The 23,290-nt window shown below is 74.3% G+C and carries 22 protein-coding genes; 11 read left to right on the top strand and 11 right to left on the bottom strand.

The genetic code is table 11. The annotated features are described in order from the left end of the window. Together NUM_RS14095 and NUM_RS14090 are read right to left on the bottom strand one after the other, a co-directional pair. The coding region (locus NUM_RS14095) for a hypothetical protein (RefSeq protein WP_225918560.1) at positions 1 to 827 on the bottom strand (827 nt) is incomplete at its 3' end. 212 nt (positions 828 to 1,039) lie between these two features. Next, positions 1,040 to 1,339: a DUF4193 domain-containing protein gene (locus tag NUM_RS14090; RefSeq protein ID WP_207125282.1), complete on the bottom strand. Its 300-nt coding sequence runs from the start codon at positions 1,337 to 1,339 to the stop codon at positions 1,040 to 1,042. Positions 1,340 to 1,704: 365 nt separating this feature from the next. Here NUM_RS14090 and NUM_RS14085 point away from each other — a divergent pair, with 365 nt between their 5' ends. After that, positions 1,705 to 2,223 carry a LytR C-terminal domain-containing protein gene (locus NUM_RS14085; protein ID WP_207125281.1) on the top strand — a complete coding sequence of 173 codons (519 nt, stop codon included), beginning with the start codon at positions 1,705 to 1,707 and terminating at the stop codon, positions 2,221 to 2,223. A gap of 13 nt (positions 2,224 to 2,236) precedes the next feature. Here the strand turns inward: NUM_RS14085 and NUM_RS14080 are convergent, their stop codons facing one another. Next, positions 2,237 to 3,046, bottom strand: coding sequence for an inositol monophosphatase family protein (locus NUM_RS14080; protein WP_207125280.1), 810 nt, complete (start codon positions 3,044 to 3,046; stop codon positions 2,237 to 2,239). A 163-nt stretch (positions 3,047 to 3,209) separates the two neighbouring features. On the opposite strand from NUM_RS14080, the gene NUM_RS14075 reads away from it, so the two are divergent. Further along, the gene (locus NUM_RS14075) at positions 3,210 to 4,547 is read left to right on the top strand and encodes an RNA polymerase sigma factor (protein ID WP_440588072.1); all 1,338 of its coding nucleotides are present in this window, start codon (positions 3,210 to 3,212) and stop codon (positions 4,545 to 4,547) included. Between the two features lie 293 nt (positions 4,548 to 4,840). Then, positions 4,841 to 5,077, top strand: coding sequence for a DUF7455 domain-containing protein (locus NUM_RS14070; protein WP_030444734.1), 237 nt, complete (start codon positions 4,841 to 4,843; stop codon positions 5,075 to 5,077). Positions 5,078 to 5,150: 73 nt separating this feature from the next. Here the strand turns inward: NUM_RS14070 and NUM_RS14065 are convergent, their stop codons facing one another. Beyond that, entirely contained in the window at positions 5,151 to 6,863 is a 1,713-nt protein-coding gene (locus NUM_RS14065) for a DEAD/DEAH box helicase (protein WP_207125279.1), read from the bottom strand. 356 nt (positions 6,864 to 7,219) lie between these two features. Here NUM_RS14065 and NUM_RS14060 point away from each other — a divergent pair, with 356 nt between their 5' ends. Beyond that, entirely contained in the window at positions 7,220 to 8,494 is a 1,275-nt protein-coding gene (locus tag NUM_RS14060) for a YihY/virulence factor BrkB family protein (RefSeq protein ID WP_207125278.1), read from the top strand. A 42-nt stretch (positions 8,495 to 8,536) separates the two neighbouring features. Here the strand turns inward: NUM_RS14060 and NUM_RS14055 are convergent, their stop codons facing one another. Further along, positions 8,537 to 8,767 (bottom strand): DUF3039 domain-containing protein, encoded by a 231-nt coding sequence (locus NUM_RS14055; RefSeq protein WP_030444737.1) that lies wholly within the window; start codon positions 8,765 to 8,767, stop codon positions 8,537 to 8,539. A 217-nt stretch (positions 8,768 to 8,984) separates the two neighbouring features. On the opposite strand from NUM_RS14055, the gene NUM_RS14050 reads away from it, so the two are divergent. Then, complete coding sequence (locus NUM_RS14050; RefSeq protein ID WP_225918558.1) at positions 8,985 to 9,902, top strand: pseudouridine-5'-phosphate glycosidase; 918 nt, start codon at positions 8,985 to 8,987, stop codon at positions 9,900 to 9,902. Beyond that, the gene (locus NUM_RS14045) at positions 9,892 to 11,046 is read left to right on the top strand and encodes a carbohydrate kinase family protein (RefSeq protein ID WP_225918557.1); all 1,155 of its coding nucleotides are present in this window, start codon (positions 9,892 to 9,894) and stop codon (positions 11,044 to 11,046) included. Before NUM_RS14050 ends, NUM_RS14045 begins: the two co-directional genes overlap by 11 nt. 49 nt (positions 11,047 to 11,095) lie before the next feature. On the opposite strand, the gene NUM_RS14040 is transcribed toward NUM_RS14045, so the two are convergent. Further along, on the bottom strand, positions 11,096 to 11,458 hold the full coding sequence (locus tag NUM_RS14040) for a DUF3099 domain-containing protein (RefSeq protein WP_207125277.1): 363 nt from the start codon (positions 11,456 to 11,458) through the stop codon (positions 11,096 to 11,098). A 109-nt stretch (positions 11,459 to 11,567) separates the two neighbouring features. On the opposite strand from NUM_RS14040, the gene NUM_RS14035 reads away from it, so the two are divergent. Both NUM_RS14035 and dtd read left to right on the top strand, forming a co-directional pair. Then, positions 11,568 to 13,169 carry a DUF7782 domain-containing protein gene (locus NUM_RS14035; RefSeq protein WP_225918556.1) on the top strand — a complete coding sequence of 534 codons (1,602 nt, stop codon included), beginning with the start codon at positions 11,568 to 11,570 and terminating at the stop codon, positions 13,167 to 13,169. Between the two features lie 32 nt (positions 13,170 to 13,201). After that, the gene (gene dtd / locus NUM_RS14030; protein WP_207125276.1) at positions 13,202 to 13,636 is read left to right on the top strand and encodes a D-aminoacyl-tRNA deacylase; all 435 of its coding nucleotides are present in this window, start codon (positions 13,202 to 13,204) and stop codon (positions 13,634 to 13,636) included. Positions 13,637 to 13,648: 12 nt separating this feature from the next. Here dtd and NUM_RS14025 read toward each other — a convergent pair whose 3' ends face one another. The 3 genes from NUM_RS14025 to NUM_RS14015 form a co-directional block, all read right to left on the bottom strand. Beyond that, positions 13,649 to 14,449, bottom strand: coding sequence for a DUF981 family protein (locus NUM_RS14025; protein WP_207125275.1), 801 nt, complete (start codon positions 14,447 to 14,449; stop codon positions 13,649 to 13,651). 117 nt (positions 14,450 to 14,566) lie between these two features. Then, positions 14,567 to 15,511, bottom strand: a complete 945-nt coding sequence (locus NUM_RS14020) for a M56 family metallopeptidase (RefSeq protein ID WP_207125274.1) — start codon at positions 15,509 to 15,511, stop codon at positions 14,567 to 14,569. A 3-nt stretch (positions 15,512 to 15,514) separates the two neighbouring features. Next, positions 15,515 to 15,928, bottom strand: coding sequence for a BlaI/MecI/CopY family transcriptional regulator (locus tag NUM_RS14015; protein WP_225918555.1), 414 nt, complete (start codon positions 15,926 to 15,928; stop codon positions 15,515 to 15,517). A gap of 229 nt (positions 15,929 to 16,157) precedes the next feature. Between NUM_RS14015 and sigB the strand changes: the two genes are divergently transcribed. Then, positions 16,158 to 17,129 (top strand): RNA polymerase sigma factor SigB, encoded by a 972-nt coding sequence (gene sigB, locus NUM_RS14010; protein ID WP_308440571.1) that lies wholly within the window; start codon positions 16,158 to 16,160, stop codon positions 17,127 to 17,129. Between the two features lie 78 nt (positions 17,130 to 17,207). Beyond that, a complete protein-coding gene (locus tag NUM_RS14005; protein WP_207125272.1) occupies positions 17,208 to 17,624 on the top strand; it encodes a VOC family protein in 417 nt (138 codons plus the stop codon). Positions 17,625 to 17,718: 94 nt separating this feature from the next. Here the strand turns inward: NUM_RS14005 and NUM_RS14000 are convergent, their stop codons facing one another. Both NUM_RS14000 and NUM_RS13995 read right to left on the bottom strand, forming a co-directional pair. Next, positions 17,719 to 20,451: a bifunctional acetate--CoA ligase family protein/GNAT family N-acetyltransferase gene (locus NUM_RS14000; protein ID WP_207125271.1), complete on the bottom strand. Its 2,733-nt coding sequence runs from the start codon at positions 20,449 to 20,451 to the stop codon at positions 17,719 to 17,721. Positions 20,452 to 20,457: 6 nt separating this feature from the next. Further along, positions 20,458 to 21,684 (bottom strand): acetoin utilization protein AcuC, encoded by a 1,227-nt coding sequence (locus tag NUM_RS13995; RefSeq protein ID WP_207125270.1) that lies wholly within the window; start codon positions 21,682 to 21,684, stop codon positions 20,458 to 20,460. Positions 21,685 to 21,870: 186 nt separating this feature from the next. Here NUM_RS13995 and NUM_RS13990 point away from each other — a divergent pair, with 186 nt between their 5' ends. After that, complete coding sequence (locus tag NUM_RS13990) at positions 21,871 to 23,271, top strand: GH1 family beta-glucosidase (protein WP_225918554.1); 1,401 nt, start codon at positions 21,871 to 21,873, stop codon at positions 23,269 to 23,271. Positions 23,272 to 23,290: the final 19 nt, after the last annotated feature.

Here is a 23,290-nt window from a genome sequence, read left to right as displayed (position 1 = left end):
CCGGGCGGCGGGCTCGGTCGGATGGCGCGGCGGGCCAGGTCACGGCGAACCGCGGTACCGACCGCGCGGGTGGCCCGCCGGTTGAGCTCGGCGCCGACCGCGGCACCGGTCAGCAGTGGCCCGAGCGTGGTCAGGTTGCGGCCGAACCGGCGCAGCAGCCGGTCGGCCAGCTCGCGCCGGGCGGCGAGGCCCAGCGAGGCGCCGAGGCCGCGGCCGGCCTTGGCCAGCGTGATGCCGCGGCGACCGGCCCAGGAGCCGACCAGGGCGACCGCCCGGCTCGGGCCGCGGGGCACCGGAATCCGGTACACCTCGTGCAGCTCGCCGATCAGCTTCAGCTCCACCGCCACCACGGCCACCGTCTCGGCGGACAGCAGCACCGGAGCGGTCAGCAGGGTCGGTGGCGCGGTCCACTCGACCGCGGACAGCCCGCCGCCGGTCGCGCCGATCGCGGCCGTCACCCGGCTGGCGTTGCGCACCAGCCGCTCGGCGAGCGCCTCACCGTCCGGCCCCGGGTAGTGCCGCTGCAGCGTGGCGAGGTCACGCACCGGCACATGTGGCGCGACCTCGAGGACCGTCGCACCGATCCAGCGCAGCGCGCCGCGCGGCCGGGCCAGCAGCCGCCAGCCGGTGCGACCGGCCTGCCCGGCCAGCCGGCCGAGCAACCGCCGGCGTTCGGCGGACGGCAGATCGTCGGCGGTCAGGTCGGCGATGGTCGCCGCCAGGTCGTCGCGGACGGGCAGCTCGGCGGCCGAGGCGACCGGCCGGCCGTCGGCGGCGAGCACGTCACCGGACAGCGCCGCGTCGGCGCGATCCTCGTCACCGCTCATCCGTGTCACCCGCCCTCGTCCGCCGTCGACCCGGCAGTCCGCCGCGGTCGGCGCGCCGGTGCACGGGGCCGACGGGGCCCGGCACACCGGCGGCACCGACCGCCGGAGAACTGCCGCTTTCACCATGGTGCCCCGGCGTGGTGCGCATCGGCATCACCTCGGGGCACGGTCGTGGGCGTAACCACCGGCGTCGGATCAACCGACGCCTGCGGTCATGCCACGCATTCGACGCAGATCAGTTCCCCGTTCTTCTGGGCGGCGAGCTGGCTGCGGTGATGCACCAGGAAGCACCGCGAGCAGCGGAACTCGTCCTGCTGCATCGGCAGGACCTTGACGGTCAGTTCCTCGTCGGCGAGGTCGGCACCGGGTAGCTCGAAGCTCTCGGCAACCTCGGTCTCGTCGACGTCGACACTGCCCGACTGCGCGTCCTGCCGACGTGCCTTGAGTTCCTCAAGGCTGTCCTCCCCCAGCTCGACCTCGTCGCGCCGTGGAGCGTCGTAGTCGGTGGCCATCGATTTCACTCTCCCGTTTTCACATCCGTGCGCCCGGTGTAACGCCGCGCGGACCGGTCGCAGTCCCGTACCGCATCCGCTTCCCCCCACGGATACCGGTGACCGGTCGTTCGGCCCTCCCCTACAAAGCCGAGTGGAAGGAAACGACCCCGCCGGGCCGGGAACCTTACCTTCCCTCTCGGAGGGATGTACGTCCTGCCTCCGTTCGTTGTTCCCGATGTGACCGAGGCGACACACTAAGCTGTCCGGGGGCGAGGTCACACACGCCGCGCCGGACGCCTGTACCGCACGTTCGGGGTGCACACGTTAACCTCTGCGCGAGGCGCGTACGCGGCGCGGCTCGGCGGGCAAATGGGGGGTCGGGGATGAGCCTGTCGCGGGTCCGGTCGCTGGCGATTCTCGGCGCCTTGGTGCTCATCGCGGTGGTCGTGGTCACCTGGACCCTGCTCTCGGACAAACAGAGCAGTCAGGCCGACGGCGGGCACAGCTGCCCGCCCGGCGCCAAGCCGGCGAACACGACCATGCCCAAGGAGCAGGCGGTCAAGCTCAACGTCTACAACTCCACCGACCGGGCCGGCCTGGCCGAGGGCACCTCGACCAAGCTGAAGGCGGTCGGCTTCCACGTCGTGTCGGTCAAGCAGGACCCCACCGGCACGGTGGTGAAGGGCTCGGCGCAGGTCCGGTTCGGCCGCAAGGCGGTCGGCGCCGCCCAGCTGATGCGGGCGTACGTGCCGGGCGCCACCATGCAGTACGACCCGGGGCGGGAGACCGACACCATCGACCTGGTGCTCGGCGAGAAGTTCGAGGACATCCGCGGGCCGAGCGACGTGAAGGAGGCCGAGGTCACCCTCGGCGACCCGACCCCGCCGCCCGGCACCTGCTGAGCACCCGGCCGGGTCAGACCTTCTCGATGCCGAGCTCGACCAGCGTGTCGTGCAGCGTGTCGAACAGCGCCGGGGCGGCGGCCAGCACCAGTTCGCGGCCGGCGGGCGCACCGTGCAGCCCGGCCACCCGTACGCCCGCCTCGGTGGCGATCAGGCCGCCGGCGGCGTGGTCCCACGGCTGGATGCCGCGCTCGTAGTAGGCGTCGACCCGCCCCTCGGCCACCGCGCACAGGTCGAGCGCCGCGGCACCGAACCGGCGGATGTCGCGGGCCAGCGGCAGCAGCCCGGCGACGACCTGGGCCTGCCGGGCGCGCCGCTGCCGGTCGTAGGCGAAGCCGGTGGCCACCAGCGCCTGCGCCAGCTCGGTGCGGCCGGGGCCGGTGAGCCGGATGCCGTCCCGGTAGGCGCCGGCACCCCGGATCGCCGTGTACACCTCGCCGGACACCGGGTTGCGCACCACGCCGACGACCATCTCGCCGTCGATCTGGGCGGCCAGCGACACCGCGTACTGGGGGATGCCGTACAGGTAGTTCACGGTGCCGTCGATCGGGTCGAGGATCCAGCGCACGGTGCCGGCACCGACGTCGGTACCGGCGTGGTCGCCGCTCTCCTCGCCCAGGATCGCGTCGCCGGGCCGGGCGGCCAGCAGCCCGTCGACGACCAGCCGCTCGGCCGCCTTGTCCGCGGCGGTCACCACGTCGGTGGAGCTGCTCTTGGTGTCGACCTCGGTGATCGCCCGCTCCCGGGTGTCCCGGACCAGGGTGCCGGCCTGGCCGGTCAGGTCGATCGCCAGTTCGAGCAGTTGTTGCAGATCCACCGACACCGGACACCTCCGCCATCCCCGCGGCCGATGCGCGACCGCTGCTGGTCCGACCGTATCGGCAGCGCCCCCGCCGGGTCCCGCCGGTACCGGCACGGACGGTACGGACCGGGCCGGGCGGCCGCGCGGATGACGAAGAGGATGGCGCGACGAGACGAGCGTTACAATTCACGCCTGCCCCACGTGTGACGTCCCACAGAGGGCCCGCTGCGCGTGGCGGCCCGGCCGTGCCTCGCCGGATCGACCGTGCACGTGTCGCCGCTCGGGAAGGTCGTCTGTGACAGAAGCAGAGCACGCAACCGGTCGCGACCCGAACACGGCCCGGCGGCGCGGGGCCGCACACGCCGCCCGTGCGGCGACCCCGGCATCCCGCGCGGTCGTCGGCAAGGCGGCGACGCCCAAGCCGCCGCCCGCCGCGAAGAAGAGCGCGAAGCCCGCCGCGAAGAGGAGCGCCACGAGCAGGGGCGCGAAGACGGCCGAGAAGGCGACGCCGGCCGCGACCGAGAAGGAGCCGGGGCACTCCGAGTTCGACTGGGACGACGAGGACTCCACCGCGCTGCGCCAGGCCCGCAAGGACGCCGAGCTGACCGCGTCGGCCGACTCGGTCCGGGCGTACCTCAAGCAGATCGGCAAGGTGCCGCTGCTCAACGCGGCGCAGGAGGTCGACCTGGCCAAGCGGATCGAGGCCGGGCTGTACGCGGCGGAGCGGATCCGTTCCGCCGCCGACGGTGAGCTGGACACCCAGTCGCTGCGCGACCTGCGCTGGGTGCTCCGGGACGGCGAGCGGGCCAAGGACCACCTGCTGGAGGCGAACCTGCGGCTGGTGGTGAGCCTGGCGAAGCGGTACACCGGGCGCGGGATGGCCTTCCTCGACCTGATCCAGGAGGGCAACCTGGGCCTGATCCGCGCGGTGGAGAAGTTCGACTACACCAAGGGCTACAAGTTCTCCACGTACGCCACCTGGTGGATCCGGCAGGCGATCACCCGGGCGATGGCCGACCAGGCCCGCACGATCCGGATCCCGGTGCACATGGTCGAGGTGATCAACAAGCTCGGCCGGATCCAGCGCGAGCTGCTGCAGGACCTCGGCCGCGAGCCGACCCCGCTGGAGCTGGCCCGGGAGATGGACATCGCCCCGGACAAGGTCGTCGAGATCCAGCAGTACGCGCGGGAGCCGATCTCGCTGGACCAGACCATCGGCGACGAGGGCGACAGCCAGCTCGGTGACTTCATCGAGGACTCCGAGGCCGTGGTGGCGGTGGACGCGGTGTCGTTCTCGCTGCTGCAGGACCAGTTGCAGCAGGTGCTGCAGACTCTGTCGGAGCGGGAGGCGGGCGTGGTCCGGCTGCGGTTCGGGCTCACCGACGGCCAGCCGCGCACCCTGGACGAGATCGGCCAGGTCTACGGGGTGACCCGGGAACGGATCCGCCAGATCGAGTCGAAGACGATGTCCAAGTTGCGGCATCCGTCCCGATCCCAGGTACTTCGGGACTATCTCGACTGAGCGCCGGGCGCCGGTCCGTTTTCACTCAGAGCGTAATTCCGCGCCAACGGCCCGTCGAGGGCCGTTCGGAGTCGACGGAACCGGTGCGGGCATGGCAGTCTGGCGGCACGGTCGGCTGTGACGTTTCTCCCCGGCCCCGATGCGGGGAACGACCGAGCCGCCGCCCGTGTTGCAGCATGTGTGAAGCAAGCACAGTGCCTGGCAGCCGGTCGGGCATCGAAGGCAGATCGGGGTTTCGGTGCGGCGCACGCCGCGACGGGGCCCCGACCGGTGACGAGCAGAGGAGGAGGCGTATGACCCCGACCCTGACCCCGCCGTCCGAGACGGCGGTGCCGCCGGCCGCCGGCGAGCAGTGCGACCGGTGTGGCGCAGCAGGCAAGCTCCGGGTGGCCGTCGCTGGCGGCGGTGACCTGGTGTTCTGCGGCCACCACGCGAACAAGTACGCCGAGCAGCTCGTCAAGATCGCCACCGACGTCTCGGTCGATCCCGAGCTCGACTGGCGGGGTACACCCCTGATGAGCGAGAACTGACCCCACGAAGCCATAACGACCACGAAACGCCCCGGACCATCGGTCCGGGGCGTTTCTCGTGCGGTCGCCGGCCCTACCAGGAGCGGATCGTCTCGATCCGCTCCTCCAACTGCTCGACGGTGGCCTGGGCGCTCGGCGGGCCGCCACACCGCTTGCGCAGCTCCGCGTGCACCTGGCCGTGCGGCCGCCCGGTGCGGTTGTGCTCGGCCGCGACCAGCGCGTTGAGCTGGCGGCGCAGGTGCACCCGGCGCTCGGCGGTACTCATCGGGGCGGACGGGCCGGACGGCGGTGCCGCCGGCGGCTTCTGGCTGCGCTGCCGGGCCAGCTGCTCGGCCTGCCGCTTGGACAGCAGCGTCTGCACCTGGTCGGGGGTGAGCAGCCCGGGCAGCCCGAGGAACTCCTCCTCCTCCGGCGTGCCGGCTGCGATCGGGGTGCCGAACGACGTGCCGTCGTAGATCACCTGGTCGAGCTCGGCGGTGGCGGACAGATGCTCGACGCCGCGCTCCAGCTCGCCGGACGCGTCCTCGGTGCGCTGCGCCTCGGCCAGCGCGTCGTCGTCCCACCCCTCCTTCTTCGGGGCGCCCAGGATGTGATCGCGCTCGGCCTCCATCGCGCTGGCCAGCTCCAGCAGCGGGGTCACCGAGGGCAGGAACACGTTCGCGGTCTCGCCGGGCCGCCGGGCCCGGACGAACCGGCCGATCGCCTGCGCGAAGAACAGCGGCGTGGACGCGCTCGTCGCATACACCCCGACGGCCAGCCGCGGGATGTCCACGCCCTCCGACACCATCCGTACCGCGACCATCCAGCGGGCGTCGGAGCCGGCGAACTCGGCGATCCGGCTACTCGCGCCGTCGTCGTCGGACAGCACCACCACCGCCGGCTCGCCGGTGATCGTGTGCAGCAGCTTCGCGTACGACCGGGCGGCGTTCTGGTCGGTGGCGATCACCAGCCCGGCCGCGTCGGCCATGCCGCCGGCGCGCAGCACCCGCAGCCGGTTGTCGGCGGCCCGCAGCACCTGCGGCATCCACTCGCCGCGCGGGTCCAGCGCGGTACGCCAGGCCTGCGCGGTGAGGTCCTTGGTCAGCGGCTCGCCCAGGCGCACCGCGAGCTCGTCGCCGGCGCTGGTGCGCCAGCGCGCCTCCCCGGAGTACGCCAGGAACATCACCGGGCGCACCACGCCGTCGGCGAGCGCGTCGGAGTAGCCGTACACGCTGTCGGCGGCCGAGCGCAGCAACCCGTCCGGGCCCGGCTCGTAGGTCACGAACGGGATCGGGTTGTCGTCGGAACGGAACGGGGTACCGGTCAGCGACAGCCGCCGCACCGCCGGCTCGAACGCGCTGCGCACCCCGTCACCCCAGCTGCGGGCGTCGCCGGCGTGGTGGATCTCGTCCAGGATCACCAGGGTGCGGCGGGTCATAGTGCGTCGCCGGTGCACCGCCGGCGCGATCCCGACCTGCGCGTACGTCACGGCGGCGCCGTGGAAGTCGCTGGAGCTGTGCACGTCGGCGTTGCGGAACGCCGCGTCGAGCTGGATGCCGACCCGGGCCGCCGACTGCGCCCACTGGGTCTTCAGGTGCTCGGTCGGGGTCACCACCGTGACCGCCTCGACGGTGCCGTCCGCGAGCAGCTCCGCGGCGATCCGCAGCGCGAACGTGGTCTTGCCGGCGCCGGGGGTCGCGACCGCGAGGAAGTCCTCCCGCGGGCGCCGCAGGTAGGCCACGAGCGCCCGGCGCTGCCACTCCCGCAGAGCCGGCCCGGCCTCGGTGGACGGTCTTTCCGGCGGCACGATGCACTCCCCCCGTCTCCGGCCGGTCCGGGCAGGCGGAACCGCCGCAACGAACTCGACCTCTGCGTCCCGGCTGTTCGCCGGTCGTGCGGTGCGAGACCTCGCACCGCACGCGACCCGGCTGCGCGGCGCCGATGCGCGCCGCGGCCCGACGAAAGCCGCGGGCAAGCCTAGCGGGGGTCACCGTCCAGCGTCTGCGACACCCCGGAAGCCAGGGACCTGACGCACACTGGGGAGGGAGACAACGTACCGTCTTGTCGATGGCATCGCGTGCAGCACCCGATGATGCCACCGTCGGGGGGTCTGCGCCGGTGGTGGGGATGCCGCGTACGCTCAGACGTCGCGTTTTCGCCGGGGTGCGCGCAGGGTTCGCGATCCTCGGCCGGACGCTCAGCAAGGCCTGGCAGGACCGGATTCTCGGGATGTCCGCAGAGTCCGCGTTCTGGCAGCTGCTGTCGCTCCCCTCGATCCTGATCGCGCTGCTCGGCGCGCTCGGCTACGCGGCCCGCTGGATCGGCCCGGACACCGTCGAGCAGATCCGCGACTGGGGCATCGACACCGCCGGCAAGGTGCTCAACCCGCGGGTGGTCGACCAGGTCGTGGCGCCGGTGATGAGCCAGATCCTGGAAGAGAACCGTACCGACGTGATCGGGATCGGCACGATCATCGCGCTGTGGTCCGGTTCGTCGGCGACCGCGACGTTCGTCAACACCATCACCATCGCGTACGGCCAGCGGGACCTGCGCGGTGCGGTGCGCAGCCGGCTGGTGGCGCTGCGGCTGTACCTGTTCACGGTCGCCGCCGGGGTGGTCGTGCTGCCGGCCGTGGTGTTCGGCCCCGGCGCGCTGGACCGGCTGTTCTCCGGCAACTGGCACGCGGTGATCTCGGCGGTCGTGCACGTGCTGTACTGGCCGGTGCTGGGAGTGGTGGTGTTCGCCGGGATCAGCACGTTCTACCACCTGGCGACACCGATCCGGCTGCGCTGGCGGCGGGCGTTCCCGGGCGCCGCGGTCGCGCTGGTGCTGTTCCTGATCCTGTCCTACGGGCTGCAGGGCTACTTCTCGACGATCGCGAACAACCTGCGGGTCTACTCCACGCTCGCCGCGCCGATCCTGACCCTGATGTACTTCTACGCGCTGGCGTTCGCGATCCTGCTCGGCGCCGAGTTCAACGCGGCGCTGGAGGAGCGCTGGCCCCGCGGTACCCGGCCGCGGCCCGGCCAGTGGATCCGCGACCAGGTGCTCGGCCGCCGTGGCGGCGACCCGGCCGGCGACGAGCCGGACGGCGGCGAACCGGACGGCGGGGAACCGGAGGGCGGGGAACCCGTCGATCCCGCGCCCACCGGGCGGGGCGAGCCCGCCGACGACCGGAAACCGACGCGACGCAGCGCGACCGGGGCCCAACCGAACGGCGGGCGCGAGCCGAACCAGGAGCCCGACGAGGGCGAACCGAGCCCCGAGCGCGACCGGTCCAGCGAGCGGGCGGCCGGCGCCGAGCCCGAGGCGGACGACGAGCGGACCGCGAACCTGCCGACCGCGCCGGACCAGCCAGCGGAGGGTACCGAGTTGGCCGGCCGACGGCGGCCGGCCAACCAACGCCGGGCGGCGGGCCGGCGCCGCGCCGCGTCCTGAGCCGCGCCCAGCGGCACGATGCGTCCGGCGGCGGGGGCGCGCTCAGTGCGCCATCGACTCGTAGATCTCCTTGCACCGCGGGCACACCGGCGAGCCGGGCTTCGGTGTCTTGGTGACCGGGAACTTCTCCCCGCACAGGGCGCGCACGAAGGTACCCATCACCGCACTCTCGGCGATCTTGTCCTTCTTCACGTAGTGGAACATGTCCGGACCGGTGTCGGTGTCGCTCTCCTCCGGCCGCACCTCGGTCAGCGTGCTCACATCAGCCTCCAAGTCGATCCGCGCCGGTCGCGTCGCGGCGCCGCCCGGGAATCCGGTCCGGTCCGGGTGTCGGGGTCCAGTGTCTCAGGTGGACCGGCCGCGCCGCCAACGCTGGTACCGGATGCGGGGAGCCGGCACCAGCACTGGCGGCGTCGGTCCGGTGGCGAGCCGGCGCACACTCCGCCCGGTCCTGCGGCCCGGTGCCGTCGGGGCACCGTACCGTGGCCGCGTGACGTACGAGATCAGCTACGGCGACGAGGTCGCCGATGCGCTGCGGGCCGGCCGGCCCGTGGTGGCCCTGGAAAGCACGATCATCTCGCACGGGCTGCCCCGCCCGGACAACCTGCGGGTGGCCCGCGAGATCGAGCAGCAGGTGCGCGCCGGCGGCGCCGTACCGGCGACGATCGGGATGCTCGCCGGCCGGATCGTGGTCGGCCTGGACGACGCCGGCGTCACCGAGCTGGCCGAGCGCGACGACGTGGTCAAGCTGTCGGTGCGTGATCTCGCGCCCGCCGCCGCGGCCGGCGTGCCCGGCGCCACCACCGTCGCCGCGACCTCGGCGATCGCCGAGGCGGCCGGGATCGGCGTGTTCGCCACCGGCGGGCTGGGTGGCGTGCACCGGGAGGCCCGCGACACCTGGGACGAGTCGGCCGACCTCGCGGCCCTGTCACGCACCTCCCTCTGTGTGGTCAGCGCCGGGGTCAAGTCGATCCTGGACGTACCGGCGACGCTGGAGCGGCTGGAGACGCTGGGCGTGACCGTGCTCGGCTACCGGACCGACCGCTTCCCCGGCTTCTACCTCACCGACTCCGGTCACCCGGTCGACTGGCGGGTCGACTCGGCCGAGCAGATCGCCGCGGTGCTCGCCGCCCGCGGTCAGCAGGGCGTGCACCGCGGCGCGGTGCTGGTCACCAACCCGCTGCCGGAGACCGAGCAGATCGACCCGCAGCTGCACGACCGGGTACTGCACGAGGCCCTGGACCGGCTCGCCGCGGCCGGGGTGACCGGGCACGACGTCACCCCGTACCTGCTGTCGTACCTGCACGAGCACACCGGCGGCGAGAGCCTCGCGGTCAACGTCCGGATCATCCTGCGCAACGCCGAACTGGCCGCGGCGATCGCGGTGGCGTCCGCCGATGCCGGCTGACCACCCCGCGGCGCCGTCCGGCGACGGGGCCGCGCCGGGTCGGGTGCTGGTGGTCGGCGACATCGCCACCGACGTCGTCGCGGTACTGCCGGCGCCGCTCGCCGGCGGCCTGGCGCTCGGCACCGACACCGCGGTACGCATCGGGTTGACGCCGGGCGGGTCGGCCGCGAACACGGCGACCTGGCTCGCCGGTACCGGCACCCCGGTGACGCTGATCGCCGCGGTCGGCGCCGACTCGGCCGGTGACGCGCGGCTGGCCGAGCTGTCCGCCGCCGGGGTACGGCCGGCGGTCGCCCGGGTCGCCGCACCGACCGGCGCGATCGTGGTACTCAGCGACCCGCAGGAGCGCACGATGCTGTGCGACCGGGGCGCGAACCAGCTGCTGCCGGTCGAGCACGTCACCGCGGCGGTGCGCGCGGCCGCCCACCCCGCCGGTTCCGGCCCGGCCGACGGGCCGGGCAGTACCGGCCCGGCCGACGGGTCGGACAGTCCCGACTTGGCCGGCAGGTCGGACAGTTCCGACTTGGCCGGCAGGTCGGGCGGTACCGGTTTGGCCGGCGAGCCGGGCAATACCGACTTGGTCGACGCGGCTGGCCGTGCCGGCCCGGCGGGCGGAACCCGCGGTGCCGACGTCGCCGGTGGGGCCGCGTGGCTGCACCTGTCCGCGTACCCGCTGTTCGATCCCGGTTCGGCGCCGGCCGCGCTGGCCGCGCTGGCCACGGCGCGGGAGGTCGGGCTGCGCGTGAGCGTGGACGCCGCGTCGGCTGGGCCGCTCGCCGCTGCCGGCGGCGCCGCGCACGACTGGTTGCGCGGCATCGACCTGCTGTTCGCCAACCTGGACGAGGCACGGGTACTGGTCGGCGATCCGGCCGCGGACCCGGTCGACGCCGCGCGCAGCCTGACCGTCCTGGCCCGGTCGGTGGTGGTGAAGCTGGGTGCCGCCGGGGCGATCCGGGTCGACGGCGACCGGCTGGTACGGGTCGACGCCGTCCCCGTCGAGGTGGTGGATCCGACCGGCGCCGGCGACGCGTTCGCCGCCGGGCTGCTCGCGGCCGAACTGGCCGGGGCCGATGCGATGACCGCGCTGCGGGCCGGCGCCGCACTCGGCGCCCGGGCCGTGTCCCAGCTCGGCGCCCGCCCCTGACGCGCGCGGGTCGTCGATCGGCGGGGCCGCGCGCGGCTTCGCTACGACCTCACGAGTGGTCGTCCGGATCGAACGTGCGGTGCTCGGCGGTGGGCAGCGAGGCGGTGGCGGGCTGCTCGTCGCCGGTGCGGCCGCGCCGCATCCGGCCCCGCAGGGTGTGCTCGGTGCGCGCCGGCCGGTCGTTGGCGATGATCACCGCCATCCACGGCAGCAGCACCATGCCGACCACGCACAGCGACGACCAGACGCCCCACAACGGCACCCGATAGTAGGCCAGCAGGGCGCCGGTGATCAGGCAGACCACCCGGATCCCCATCATCACCGCGTACCGGATCTCGCGCGAGTGCAGCTGCTGGTCCTGGCTTTTCTCCGCGTCGGTGATCAGCACCGGCCGGGTCGCGGAGCGCTTCACCTGTGCCTCGATTCACCTCGGCGTTCGTCCCTTTCCCGATCCTCCCACTTACCGCACCGATCAACACCCCGACCCCGGCGGCGAGTGACGCTGCGGCGAGGATGGGCGGGTGATCGAACCGTTGCTGGGTACCGACGGGGCGGCCCGCCTGCGGGCCGACCTGCTCGCCGCGGACTTCACCGACGCCGGGCTGGCCGCACGGCTGGACGCCCGTACCGCCGGGGCGGTGCGCCGGGGTGACGCGGCCCGGGTGCGGCGCCGGCTCGCGACCGCCGACGACCCGCTGGCCGTCCTGGTGCGGCTGTTCCTGGCCGGTGCGCGGGTGCCGGCGCCGGTCGCGGCGAGGGCGCTGCCGTCGGTACCGCTGGAGTCGGCGATCGAGGCCGGCCTGCTCGTCGCGGCCGGCGACACGGTGCGCGCCGGGGTCGAGGTCCAGCCGTACGGCGACGCCGACGCGGCCGAGCCGTGGTGGATCGTGGCCGACCTGCCCGCGGCGCTGCGGGGTGGGCCGCTGCCCACCGACCACGTCCTCGGCATCGGCGGCGCCTCGACCACGCTCGCCCTCGCCACCATGCGTACCCCGGTGCGTACCGCACTGGACCTGGGCACCGGCTGCGGGGTGCAGGCGCTGCACCTGTCCCGGCACGCCGGCGCGGTCACCGGCACCGACATCAGTACCCGGGCGCTGCGGTTCGCGGCGACCACCGCGGCGCTGTCCGGCCAGCGGTTCGAGCTGCTCGCCGGTGATCTGGTCGAGCCGGTCGCCGGCCGTCGGTACGACCTGGTGGTGAGCAACCCGCCGTTCATCGTCGGGCCGACCGGGCGGGCCCACTACACCTACCGGGACTCCGGCCGGGCCGGCGACGCCGTCGTGGCCGAGCTGCTCGCGGCGCTGCCGGCGATGCTCACCGACGGCGGCCACGCCCAGTTCCTGGCCAACTGGATCCATCCGGCCGACGGAGACTGGGCGCAGCGGCTGGCCGACCTGATCGCGCCCACCGGGCTGGACGCCTGGGTGATCCAGCGCGAGGTCAGCACGCCCGAGGAGTACGTCCGGCTCTGGCTCGCCGACACCGGCGAGGCCGACGAGGCGGGAACCCCATCGGCCGACGCCGCCGCGGCGGGACACACGGCGGGCGGGACCACCGCGGCCTCCGCGCCGGGACACACGTCGGGCGGGGCCAGCTCGGCCGCCGCGGCGGGAAACACGTCGGCCGACGAATGGCTGGACTGGTTCGCCGCGGAGGGCATCGAGGCGGTCGGGTTCGGCGTCGTGTCGCTGCGCGCCGGCGGCCACGCCGATCCGACGGTACGGATCGAGGACCTGCGGCAGCCCACCGATCCGATCGGCGGCCTGGTACCGGAGTGGTTCGCCCGGGCCGACTGGCTGCGCGCCCATCCGGGCCTGGCGCTGCTGGCCACCCGGCTGCGACCGGCGGACACGCTCGCGCTGCACACCGAGTCGCGGTTGACCGACGACGGCTGGACCGGCCAGGTGCGCCGGTTCGCGCTGGACTCCGGCGCCCGGTACGTCGAGGAGACCGACGAACTGGTCGCGGCGCTGGTGGCCGGGTGCCGCGGGTTGCCGCTCGGAGACGTGCTGGACCTGCTCGCCGCCGGGTACGGCCTGGACCGGGACCTGCTGGTCGCGACCGCGGTGCCGGTGGTCGCCGGCCTGGTCGAGCGTGGCATCCTGCTCCCCGCGGACTGACCGGCGGACCGGGTCGGGGAACGGAGACATTCATGCGAGCCGTGGTGCAGACGGTGAGCCGGGCCGAGGTGACGGTGGACGGCGAGTCGGTCGGGAAGGTCACCGACGGGCTGCTGATCCTGCTCGGCGTCACGCACACCGACACCGCAGCGGTGGCGGCGAAGCTCGCGGCGAAGGCGTACCGGATGCGGATCATGGACGACGAGCGCTCCGCCGCCGAGCTGGCCGCGCCAGTGCTGGTGGTCAGCCAGTTCACCCTCTACGCCGACACCCGCAAGGGCCGCCGACCGTCCTGGAACGCCGCCGCTCCGGCCGAGGTGGCCGAGCCGCTGGTGGACGCGTTCGTCGCGGCGCTGCGGGCACTCGGCGCGACGGTGGCGACCGGACGGTTCCAGGCGCACATGCTCGTCGACTCGACCAACGTCGGCCCGCGCACGATCCTGCTGGAGGAGGACGCGCCGGCCTGACCAGGCGCGCGGTCACATCGTGTTGATGATCAGCCCGATGTGGGTGAAGTAGTTCAGCCCGCCGAAGAACAGGAACGCGAGCCCCGCCAGCCCCCAGACAACGCCGGTGACCGCCAGCAGCACCGGCTGCCGGCCGCGCAGTACGAACGGGAACAGCACCGCGCCGACCCCGACGAACACGTACAGCATCGAGATGAACGTGGCCTCCAGCACCGGGACGTTCGCGAACGTGCCGGAGATCGGCTCCTGCGGCGGCGCGGCGAACAGCGTGTACCGCCAGCCGGCGGCGGCGATGCCGAAGCACCCCAGCCCCATGCCGAACACGAACACCGACACCGGCCCGGCGAGCCGCGACACCCGCGCGACCACGTCGGCGCGCGCGTCGTCGGAGTCGTCGACCGGTGCCGCCTGGCTGCCGCCGCCACCGGCACCGAACAGCACCGCGCCCCGCTTCCACAGGAACGCCGCCGCGGCGAGCTGCAGTACGCCGAAGGCCAGCGCCGGCTCGCCGAAGATCACGTTGTCGAACGGGAACCCCTGCGCGGCGAGCGGCCAGGTCAGCGTCATGTGCAGGCCGGTGACGGTCAGGATCAGACCCAGTACGCCGAAGGCGAGCGCCCAGCCGTCCGGGGTGATCTTCCGCCCCCGCACCACGAGGTAGCCGAGCGTCACCACGAGCAGCAGCCCGGCGCCGGCCGCGACCGCCATGATCGTGTTGTACGTGGGCATCTCGGCCCACTTGATCTTGAGCGCCTCCGCCAGCACCATCGCCGCCGCCCCCCACCGGAACGCGAGCCAACGGGGGGTGATCACGATCGACGTTACCCGCCGCAACGGTCGAAAGCGGCGGAATGTCCGAGGGACCGGGCCGGCGCCGCGGCCTCGGACGGCGTGGCCGGACGGCGCGCCCGAACCGGCGTGATCGGACGCTCAGAGGGTCGTGGTCAGCAGCGCCAGCGTCGGCAGGACCAGCAGCGTCGCCGCGGCGGCGATCAGCAGGGAGCGTAGCCGGGCGGAGCGGCGCGGCGGGTCGAGCAGCCGGTCGACCCGGGCCAGCACGGTGCCGGTGCCGGTAGCGGCGAGCGCACCGTCCGGCGCGTGCGACACCGCGCCGAACCGGGCCAGCGCGCAGGCGAGCACCGTCCGGTCGCAGTCGGCGCAGGCGCGGTCGTCGGCGACCATCTCGACCAGCCGGTCGACCGCGGTGCGGGAGCGGCGCACGGTCGGCAGCCACGGCAGCGCCTTGGACCAGGCGGCGAACGGCAGCACCACCAGGTCGTGCCGCTCGGCCAGGTGGGCGCGTTCGTGCGCGAGCACCGCGGCGAGCTCCTCGTCGTCGAACAGTTCCACCGCGCCGGAGGTCAGCACCACCCGCGGCGTGCCGCCGGGCAGGCAGTACGCGGCCGGGGCGGGGTGGTCGAGCACCAACGACTCGCGCTGCGCCGACCCGGTGCCGGTGGCCGGGCCGGGCCGCAGCGGCCGACCGACCAGGTCGACCATCCGCCGGTGCCGGCCCCGGGCCCGCACGGTGCGCCAGGTGGACAGGCCCAGCACGCCGAGCAGCCGCGCGGTCAGCACCAGCGCGACGAGCAGCACCACGGTGTGGAAGGGGCCGAGACCGCCGGTCGGGTCACCCGCGGCGAGGCGGGCGAAGAAGATCCGGAACGCGCCGAGCAGGGTGTCGGACAGCGGCGCGACCGCCATCGCGGCCGCGGCGCCGAGCACGGCCAGCCCGGCCGACAGCCCGACCGCCTGCCAGAGCACCAGGGTGGCCCGCGGCTCCGCGGCCGCCCACCGGGCCCGCGGCAGCAGGTGCGAGACCGGGCCGAGCAGGGCAACGGCGAGCAGCGTCAGCGCGACCACGGTCAGCGTCATGTCTCAACCGTCTCGCGCTCCGGAGCGGCGCCGCAAGGCCTCGACCAGAGATGCCGCCAACTGTTCGGCCTCACCGGCGCTGACCTGCTCGGCGAACGAGGCGAGCGCGGCGGTGCGGTCCTCGGCGGTGTCCAGCGCCTCGTGCATCAGCGTCGCGGCGTGCTGCTCGCGGGTCGCGGTCGGCCGGTACCGGTGGGCCCGGCCGTCGCGGTCGCGCGCGACGAGGTCCTTGCGCTCCAGCCGGGACAGCACGGTGAGCACCGTGGTCGCGGCGAGGTCCCGGTCGGGCAGCGCCGCCACGATGTCGCGCGCGGTGCACGAGTCGGGTGCCGACCACAGCACCTCCATCACCGCCCGCTCCAGCTCGCCGAGCCGAGCCATTCCGGTCCCCTTTCCGCCGCTGTGTACGAGCATCATTCTACGCACCGTAGAAAGATCGGGTCGCACCCGGGGGCGGCGTCGCTCCCGGTACCGGATCCACGACCGGGGTTGCGCGGGCATGGTGCGATTGCCGTGCCGACTGCGTCCGCGCGACCTCACACGGATCTCACGCCCGCCTCACCGTGGTTTCACGCCACCGCCGGGACCCTGGAAGAGCAGAACCAGGCACACCGACACGGGGAGGCGAAAACCGGTGGCCCTTCCGCTGGCCGAGGAGTCCGCGACCATCTGGAACAACAGCACACCGGACCGCTCGGCGGACCGCGGCACGACCGGCGATCTGGTCCGGGCCTACCTGAACGGCATCGGTCGCACCCGGCTGCTCACCGCGGCCGAAGAGGTCGAGCTGGCCAAGCAGATCGAGGCCGGGCTGTTCGCCGAGGAGAAGCTCAACAACGGCCCGCTCGACGACGCCGACCTGCGCGCCGACCTGGCCACCATCGTCGCCGAGGGGCGCGCCGCGAAGAAGCGGCTGCTGTCGGCGAACCTGCGGCTGGTCGTCTCGATCGCCAAGCGCTACACCGGCCGCGGCATGCCGTTCCTCGACCTGATCCAGGAGGGCAACCTCGGCCTGATCCGGGCCGCGGAGAAGTTCGACTACACCAAGGGCTTCAAGTTCTCCACCTACGCGACCTGGTGGATCCGGCAGGCGATCACCCGCTCGATGGCCGACCAGGCCCGCACCATCCGCATCCCGGTGCACATGGTCGAGCAGGTCAACCGGATGGTCCGGGCCCGGCGCGAGCTGACCGCCTCGCTCGGCCGCGAGCCCAGCCACGACGAGATCGCCGCCGAGCTCGACATCACCCCGTTCCAGGTGCTGGAGCTCGCGTCGTACGACCGGGATCCGGTCAGCCTCGACCAGACGGTCGGCGAGGACGGCGAGTCCACCCTGGGCGACTTCCTCTGCCGCACCGAGGACGTCACCGACGACGACACCGTGTCCTACAGCCTGCTGCGGCACACGATGGAGCGGGTGATCGGCACCCTGACCGACCGCGAGCGCACCGTCATCCGGCTGCGGTACGGGCTGGACGACGGTCGGCAGCGCACCCTCGACGAGGTGGGTCACGAGTTCGGCCTGTCCCGCGAGCGGATCCGCCAGATCGAGAAGCACACCCTGATCAAGCTGCGCGAGCCGGGCACCGCCGAACTGCTCCGCGAGTACGTCTCCTGATCCGCACCGCCACGATGCCCCGGACCATCGCCGGCCCGGGGCATCGCCGTTTCTCGCCCCGGCTGCGATCGTGGTGGCATGTCGACGTTCCCGAGCCTCATGCACACCGCGATCGACACCACCGACTGCCGGGGCCTCGCCGAGTTCTACCGCCGGTTCCTCGGCCTGCGGTACCGGCCGGGCGACGAGCCGCCCGCCGACGGCGCCGACGACGCGGACTGGTTGGTGCTGGTCGACTCGGCGGGTGGCCGGGTGCTGGCGATCAACAAGGTCGACACGCTGGCGCCGGCGACGTGGCCGTCCGACACGGTGCCGAAACAGCTGCACCACGACTTCCGGGTGTCCAGCGTCGAGGAGCTGGAACGGCAGCGGCGCCGGGCCGAGGCGCTCGGGGCGACGTTGCGCTACGACCGCAGCGACGACCCGGACGAACCGCTGTACGTGCTCGCCGATCCGGCCGGCCACCCGTTCTGCCTGCTCGTCGGCCAGGCGTAGCGGCCGCCCGCGCTTCGCGCCCGGCCGTGCCGGCCCGGCCGTGCCCGCCCGGCCTGGCGCCCGCGCCCGGCCACCGGACCTCGGCGGGCCGTGCTCAGCGCAGCCGGCGGGGGCCGGTGTCGGGGCGCGAGCCGGGCGGGCCGACGTGCACGGTGGCGTGCAGGGTCGCTACCCCGTCGGCACCGGCGAGCACCGGGTTGAGCTGCACCGCGCGTACCTCGGGCTGCTCGTCGGCGAGCAGCCCGAGCCGGACCAGCAGGTCGGTGAGCGCACCGAGGTCGGCGTCGGTGCCGTGGGCCGGCAGCGGATCGTCCGGCGACACCGGCCGGCCGAACAGCAGCGGTGCCGCGAGCGGCGCGCGGACCAGCGCCTCGGCGTCCGAGGTGGACAGCGGCGCGGCGCGCCAGGCGTGGTCGCCGAACAGGTCGGTGGCGACGCCGGCCAGACCGAACCCGACGACCGGCCCGAACGCCGGGTCCTCCACCAGATCCACCACGCAGGCCACGCCCGGCGGGCGCATCCGCTGCACCACGACCGCGATCCCAGCGCCGAAGCGGGCGGCCGTGTCGGCGTACGCGCGGCGCACGTCGCCGGCGTCGGACAGTTCCAGCCGAACCCCGCCCAGGTCGACCCGGTGCCGCAGCGGCCCCTCCGCCACCTTCAGCGCGACCGGGTAGCCGAGCCGGTCGGCGGCGGCGACGGCACCGCGGGCGTCGGTGGCGCGGATCGACGGTTCCACGGCGATGCCGTACCGGGCGAGGATCGGCGCGGCGGCCTCGTCGGGCAGCGCGATCCCGGCCGGGTACTCGGCCAGCGCGGTGGCGATCAGCCGGCGGGCGGCGGCCGGGTCGGTGTCGGGCAGCACCGGTACCCGGCCGGCGGGCCGGCGGCGCCACTGCGCGTACCGGGCGACCCGGGCCAGCGCGCGCACCGCCTCCTCGACCGAGTCGTACGCCGGGACGGTGCCGGGGCCGGGGCCGCCGTCCGGCCCGGGGCGTACCAGCTTGGCCTGCGCCGGCTCGCCGGCGGTGGCGCGGCCGGCGGTGGCGGCGACGTCGCCGGCGACGAACGTGGCGACGACCGGTTTGCTGCCGCCGGCGGTCTCGGCGACCAGGACCTCGGCGTAGGCGGCGGAGGGCACCGCGAGCGGCGGGACGAACACCGCGACGAGCGCGTCGATGGACTCGTCGGCGACGGCGCGGCGCAGCGCGGTCGCGAACTGGTGCGCGGTGGCGGAGGGGCCGACGTCGACCGGGTAGCCGGCCGGTACGGCCAGGTCGGCGGCGGCGAGCGCCTCGACCGCGAGCACGCCCAGCGCGGTGGAGTTGCCGACCACGCCGACCCGCCGGCCGCCGGGCAGCGGCTGGTGTGCGAGCAGCAGCCCGACGTCGAACAGTTCCGGTACGGTGTCGACCCGGATCACGCCGGAGCGGGCGAACAGCGCCTCGACCGAGCGCTCGTCGGGCGCCGGGCCGACCCCGGCCAGGGCCGGTGGCCGGGACCGTCCGGCGACCGCAACCACCGGTTTGCGCCGGGCCAGCCGCCGGGCCAGTCGGGCGAACTTGCGCGGGTTGCCGAACGTCTCCAGGTACAGCAGCACCAGGTCGGTGCCGGGGTCGTCCAGCCAGTACTGCAGCAGGTCGTTGCCGGACACGTCGGCCCGGTTGCCGGCGGACACGAAGCTGGACAGCCCGAGCCGGCGGCGGTGCGCCTCGGCCAGCAGCGCCACCCCGAGCGCACCGGACTGGCAGAAGAACCCGGCCCGGCCGCGGTCCGGCAGCGCCGGCGCGAGCGTCGCGTTGAGCCGCAGGTCCGGGTCGGTGTTGGCGATGCCGAGGCAGTTGGGCCCGACGATGCGCATCCCGTTCGCGCGGGCCGCGGTGACCACGTCGCGCTGCCGGGCGAGGCCCTCGGCGCCCTGCTCGCCGAACCCGGCCGAGACGATGACCAGCGCGTACACCCCGGCGTGGGCGCAGTCGGCGACGACGGCGGGGACCGCCTCGGCCGGTACCGCGACCAGCGCCAGGTCGATGGGCTCCGGCGCCGCGGCCACCGACGGGTACGCGCGCAGCCCGCGGACGGTCTTCGCGGTCGGGTGGATCGGCACGATGGTGCCGGTGTAGCTGCCGGCGGTGAGGTTGCGCAGCAGCGTGTGCCCGATCGTGCCGGGCCGGGTGGACGCGCCGACCACCGCCACGGTACGGGGGGTCAGCAGCCGGCGGATCGCCGCGGCCTCGGTGCGCTGCTCGCGGTCGCGGGCCACCTCGACGGAGCGTTCGGTCGGCGCGATCTCGAAGGTCAGGTGCACCACGCCGTCGGCGTAGCTGCGGTCCACGGTGTACCCGGCGTCGGAGAACACCCGCAGCATGGTGCCGTTCTCCGGCAGCACCTCGGCGACGAACCGGGCGATGTGCTCCTGCCCGGCCGCCGCGGTCAGGTGCTCCAGCAGCACCGAACCCAGCCCCCGGCCCTGGTGCGCGTCCTCGACCACGAACGCCACCTCGGCCTCGTCGGCGTCGATCCGCTCGTACCGGCCGACCGCGATCAGCTCGCCGCCCAGCTCGGCGACGAAGGCCTCCCGGTCGTGGTGGTCGACGGTGGTGAACCGGCGCAGGTCGCGTTCCGGGATCCGCGGGTACGGCGAGAAGTAGCGCAGGTAGCGGGTGCGTTCGGAGAACCGCGAGTGCATCGCGACGATGCGCGGCGCGTCCTCCGGGCGGATCGGCCGCAGGTGCACGGTGCCGCCGTCGGCGAGCGCCACGTCGGCGGCACGGTCGGCCGGGTAGCCCTCGGCGGCACGGTCGGCCGGGTGATCGTCGGCGGCCATCGCGGCTCAGTCCCTCGGGTCGTACGGGTCGAGCCCGAGCAGCGGGAACACCGCGCGCCGGGTGGCGAGGACGGCCCGGTCGACCGCGTCGGCCGGTTCTCCCGGGTCCCACGGCCGGTACGGTACGGCCGCCGCCGCGGCGCCGGGGAAGTCGCTCATCGTCGCCGGCGGATGTCCCTGCGGGCAGCGGGACTGCGCGAGCGCGCGCCAGGTCGCCGGGATCGGCGTGTCCGGCTCGATCGGCGCGCCGGTGAGGACCGCGAGCAGGTGCGTCCAGGCCCGCGGCACCGCCTCGACCAGCGCGTACCCGCCGCCGCCGAACGCGAGCCAGCGGCCGCCGCAGACCGTCTCGGCCAGCTGCTCCAGCGCCAGGTAGGCGGTGCGCTGGCAGTCCACCGACAGCCGCAGGTCGGCCAGCGGGTCGGCCCGGTGCGCGTCGGCGCCGCACTGGGTGACGAGCAGCTGCGGCTTGAACGCCCGGACCGCGCCCGGCACCACGGCGTGGAAGGCGCGCAGCCAGCCGGCGTCGCCGGTACCGGGCGGCAGGGCGACGTTGACCGCGCTGCCGGGGGCGGCGTCGCCGCCGGTCTCGGTGGGGAAACCGGTGCCGGGGAACAGCGCGTACGGGCTCTCGTGCAGGCTGATCGTCAGTACCCGCGGGTCGTCGTAGAACACCTGCTGCACGCCGTCGCCGTGGTGCACGTCGACGTCCACGTACGCGATGGATTCGGCGCCGGCGTCCAGCAGGGTGCGGATCGCGATCGCCGGGTCGTTGTACACGCAGAAGCCGCTGGCGTGGTCGGGCATCGCGTGGTGCAGACCGCCGGCGATGTTGACCGCGCGCCGGGTGGCGCCGGACCAGACCGCCCGGGCGGCGGCCACGCTGGCGCCCACGACCAGCGCGCTCGCCTCGTGCATCTGCGGGAACACCGGGTCGTCGGCGGTGTTGAGGCCGTGCCCGGTGACGTCCGGGTCGACCGACGCGGCCCGTACCGCGGCCAGGTAGTCGGCGGTGTGCACCAGCCGCAGGGTGGCGTCGTCGGCCGGGGTGGGCTCGACCAGGCGTACCCCGGGGCGGTCCAGCACGCCGAGATCACGCGCCAGCGCCATGGTCAGCTCGACCCGGACCGGGTTCATCGGGTGGTCGCCGAAGTCGTACCGGAGCAGGTCCGGGGTCCACATCACGGTGGTCCGCGGCGGCGCCGCGCCGGCCGTGTCCGCGTTGTCCCGCATCGCCACATCCCTCGCTCCGCCGACGGCCCCATCGTGTCACGCGGTCGGGCGCTCCGACCCGGTAGTCCGCTCGCCGAGGCATGCCCGGCGGCTGGCCGGGCAGTCGAGCAGCGAGGTGCGGCGCGGGCCGGGCGCAGGCGCTAGAGTGCGAGGAATTCTCACGTCGGCGAGCCGGGGAGGATGATCATGGCAGTGCAGTTTCCGACCGACTTCGTCTGGGGCGTGTCCACCTCCGCCTACCAGATCGAGGGGGCGGTGGACGCCGACGGCCGGGGCCGGTCAATCTGGGACACCTTCTGCGCCGAGCCGAACCGGATCGCGAACGGCGAGACCGGCGAGACCGCCTGCGACCACTACCACCGGTACCGCGAGGACGTGGCGCTGATGGCCGACCTCGGCGTCGGGGCGTACCGGTTCTCGGTGGCCTGGCCGCGGGTGCAGCCGGCCGGCCGCGGCCCGGCCAACGCCGCCGGGCTGGGCTTCTACGACCGGCTGGTCGACGAGCTGGCCGCGCACGGCATCGCCCCGATGCTCACCCTGTACCACTGGGACACCCCGCAGCCGGTCGAGGACGCGGGCGGGTGGACCTCCCGGGACACCGCGCACCGGTTCGCCGACTACGCCGCACTGGTGGCCGAGCGGCTCGGCGACCGGGTGGCGTACTGGGTGACGCTGAACGAGCCGGCGATGATGACGATGCTCGGCTATGGCGTCGGTGTGCACGCACCGGGCCGGCAGCTGCTGCTCGACGCGCTGCCCACCGCACACCATCAGCTGTACGGCCACGGTCTCGCCGTCGCCGCCCTGCGCGCCGCCGGGGTGACCGGCCGGATCGGCATCGCGAACAACCACACCCCGGTGGTGCCGGCCGGCGCCACGCCGGGGACCGCGCCGGGCCAGGCCGACCTCGCCGCGGCCGCCGCGTACGACCTGCTGCACAACCGGCTGTTCGCCGATCCGGTGCTGCTCGGGCGCTACCCGACCGCGCCGGCCGGCTTCGAGTCGCTGGACGAGCTGGCCGCCGACACCGAGGCGCTCGCCGCGATCGCGGCGCCACTGGACTTCTACGGCGTCAACTACTACCAGCCGACCCGGATCTGCGCGCCGGGTGCGCTCGCCGCGGAGCTGCCGCCGGAGCTGACCGACTCGCTGCCGCCGCTGCCGTTCGGGTTCGCGCCGTTCGACGCCTCGGTGCCGCGCACCGGGTTCGGCTGGCCGTCGGTCCCCCGCGGGCTGAGCGACCTGCTCGGCGACCTGACCCGGCGCTACGGCAACCGGCTGCCCCCGCTGTACGTCACCGAGAACGGTGCGAGCTACCCGGACGCGCCGGCCGCCGACGGCACGGTCGCCGACCCGGAGCGGGTCGAGTACCTGACCGGGCACGTGGCGGCGCTCGCCGCGGCCCGGGACGCCGGGGTCGACGTGCGCGGCTACTTCGTCTGGTCGCTGCTGGACAACTTCGAGTGGGCCGCCGGCTACGGCCAGCGGTTCGGGCTGGTGCACGTCGACTACGCGAACCAGCGCCGCACCCCGAAGTCCTCGTACCACTGGTACCGCGACCTGATCGCCCCCAACCGTCCACAGTAGACCGGTGGCGCGGGTGGTC

This window comes from Actinocatenispora comari, from assembly GCF_017312725.1.
GTDB lineage: Bacteria > Actinomycetota > Actinomycetes > Mycobacteriales > Micromonosporaceae > Actinocatenispora > Actinocatenispora comari.
Note: the sequence above shows the minus strand (reverse complement) of the source record. Positions and strands in the feature narration are given on the sequence as shown.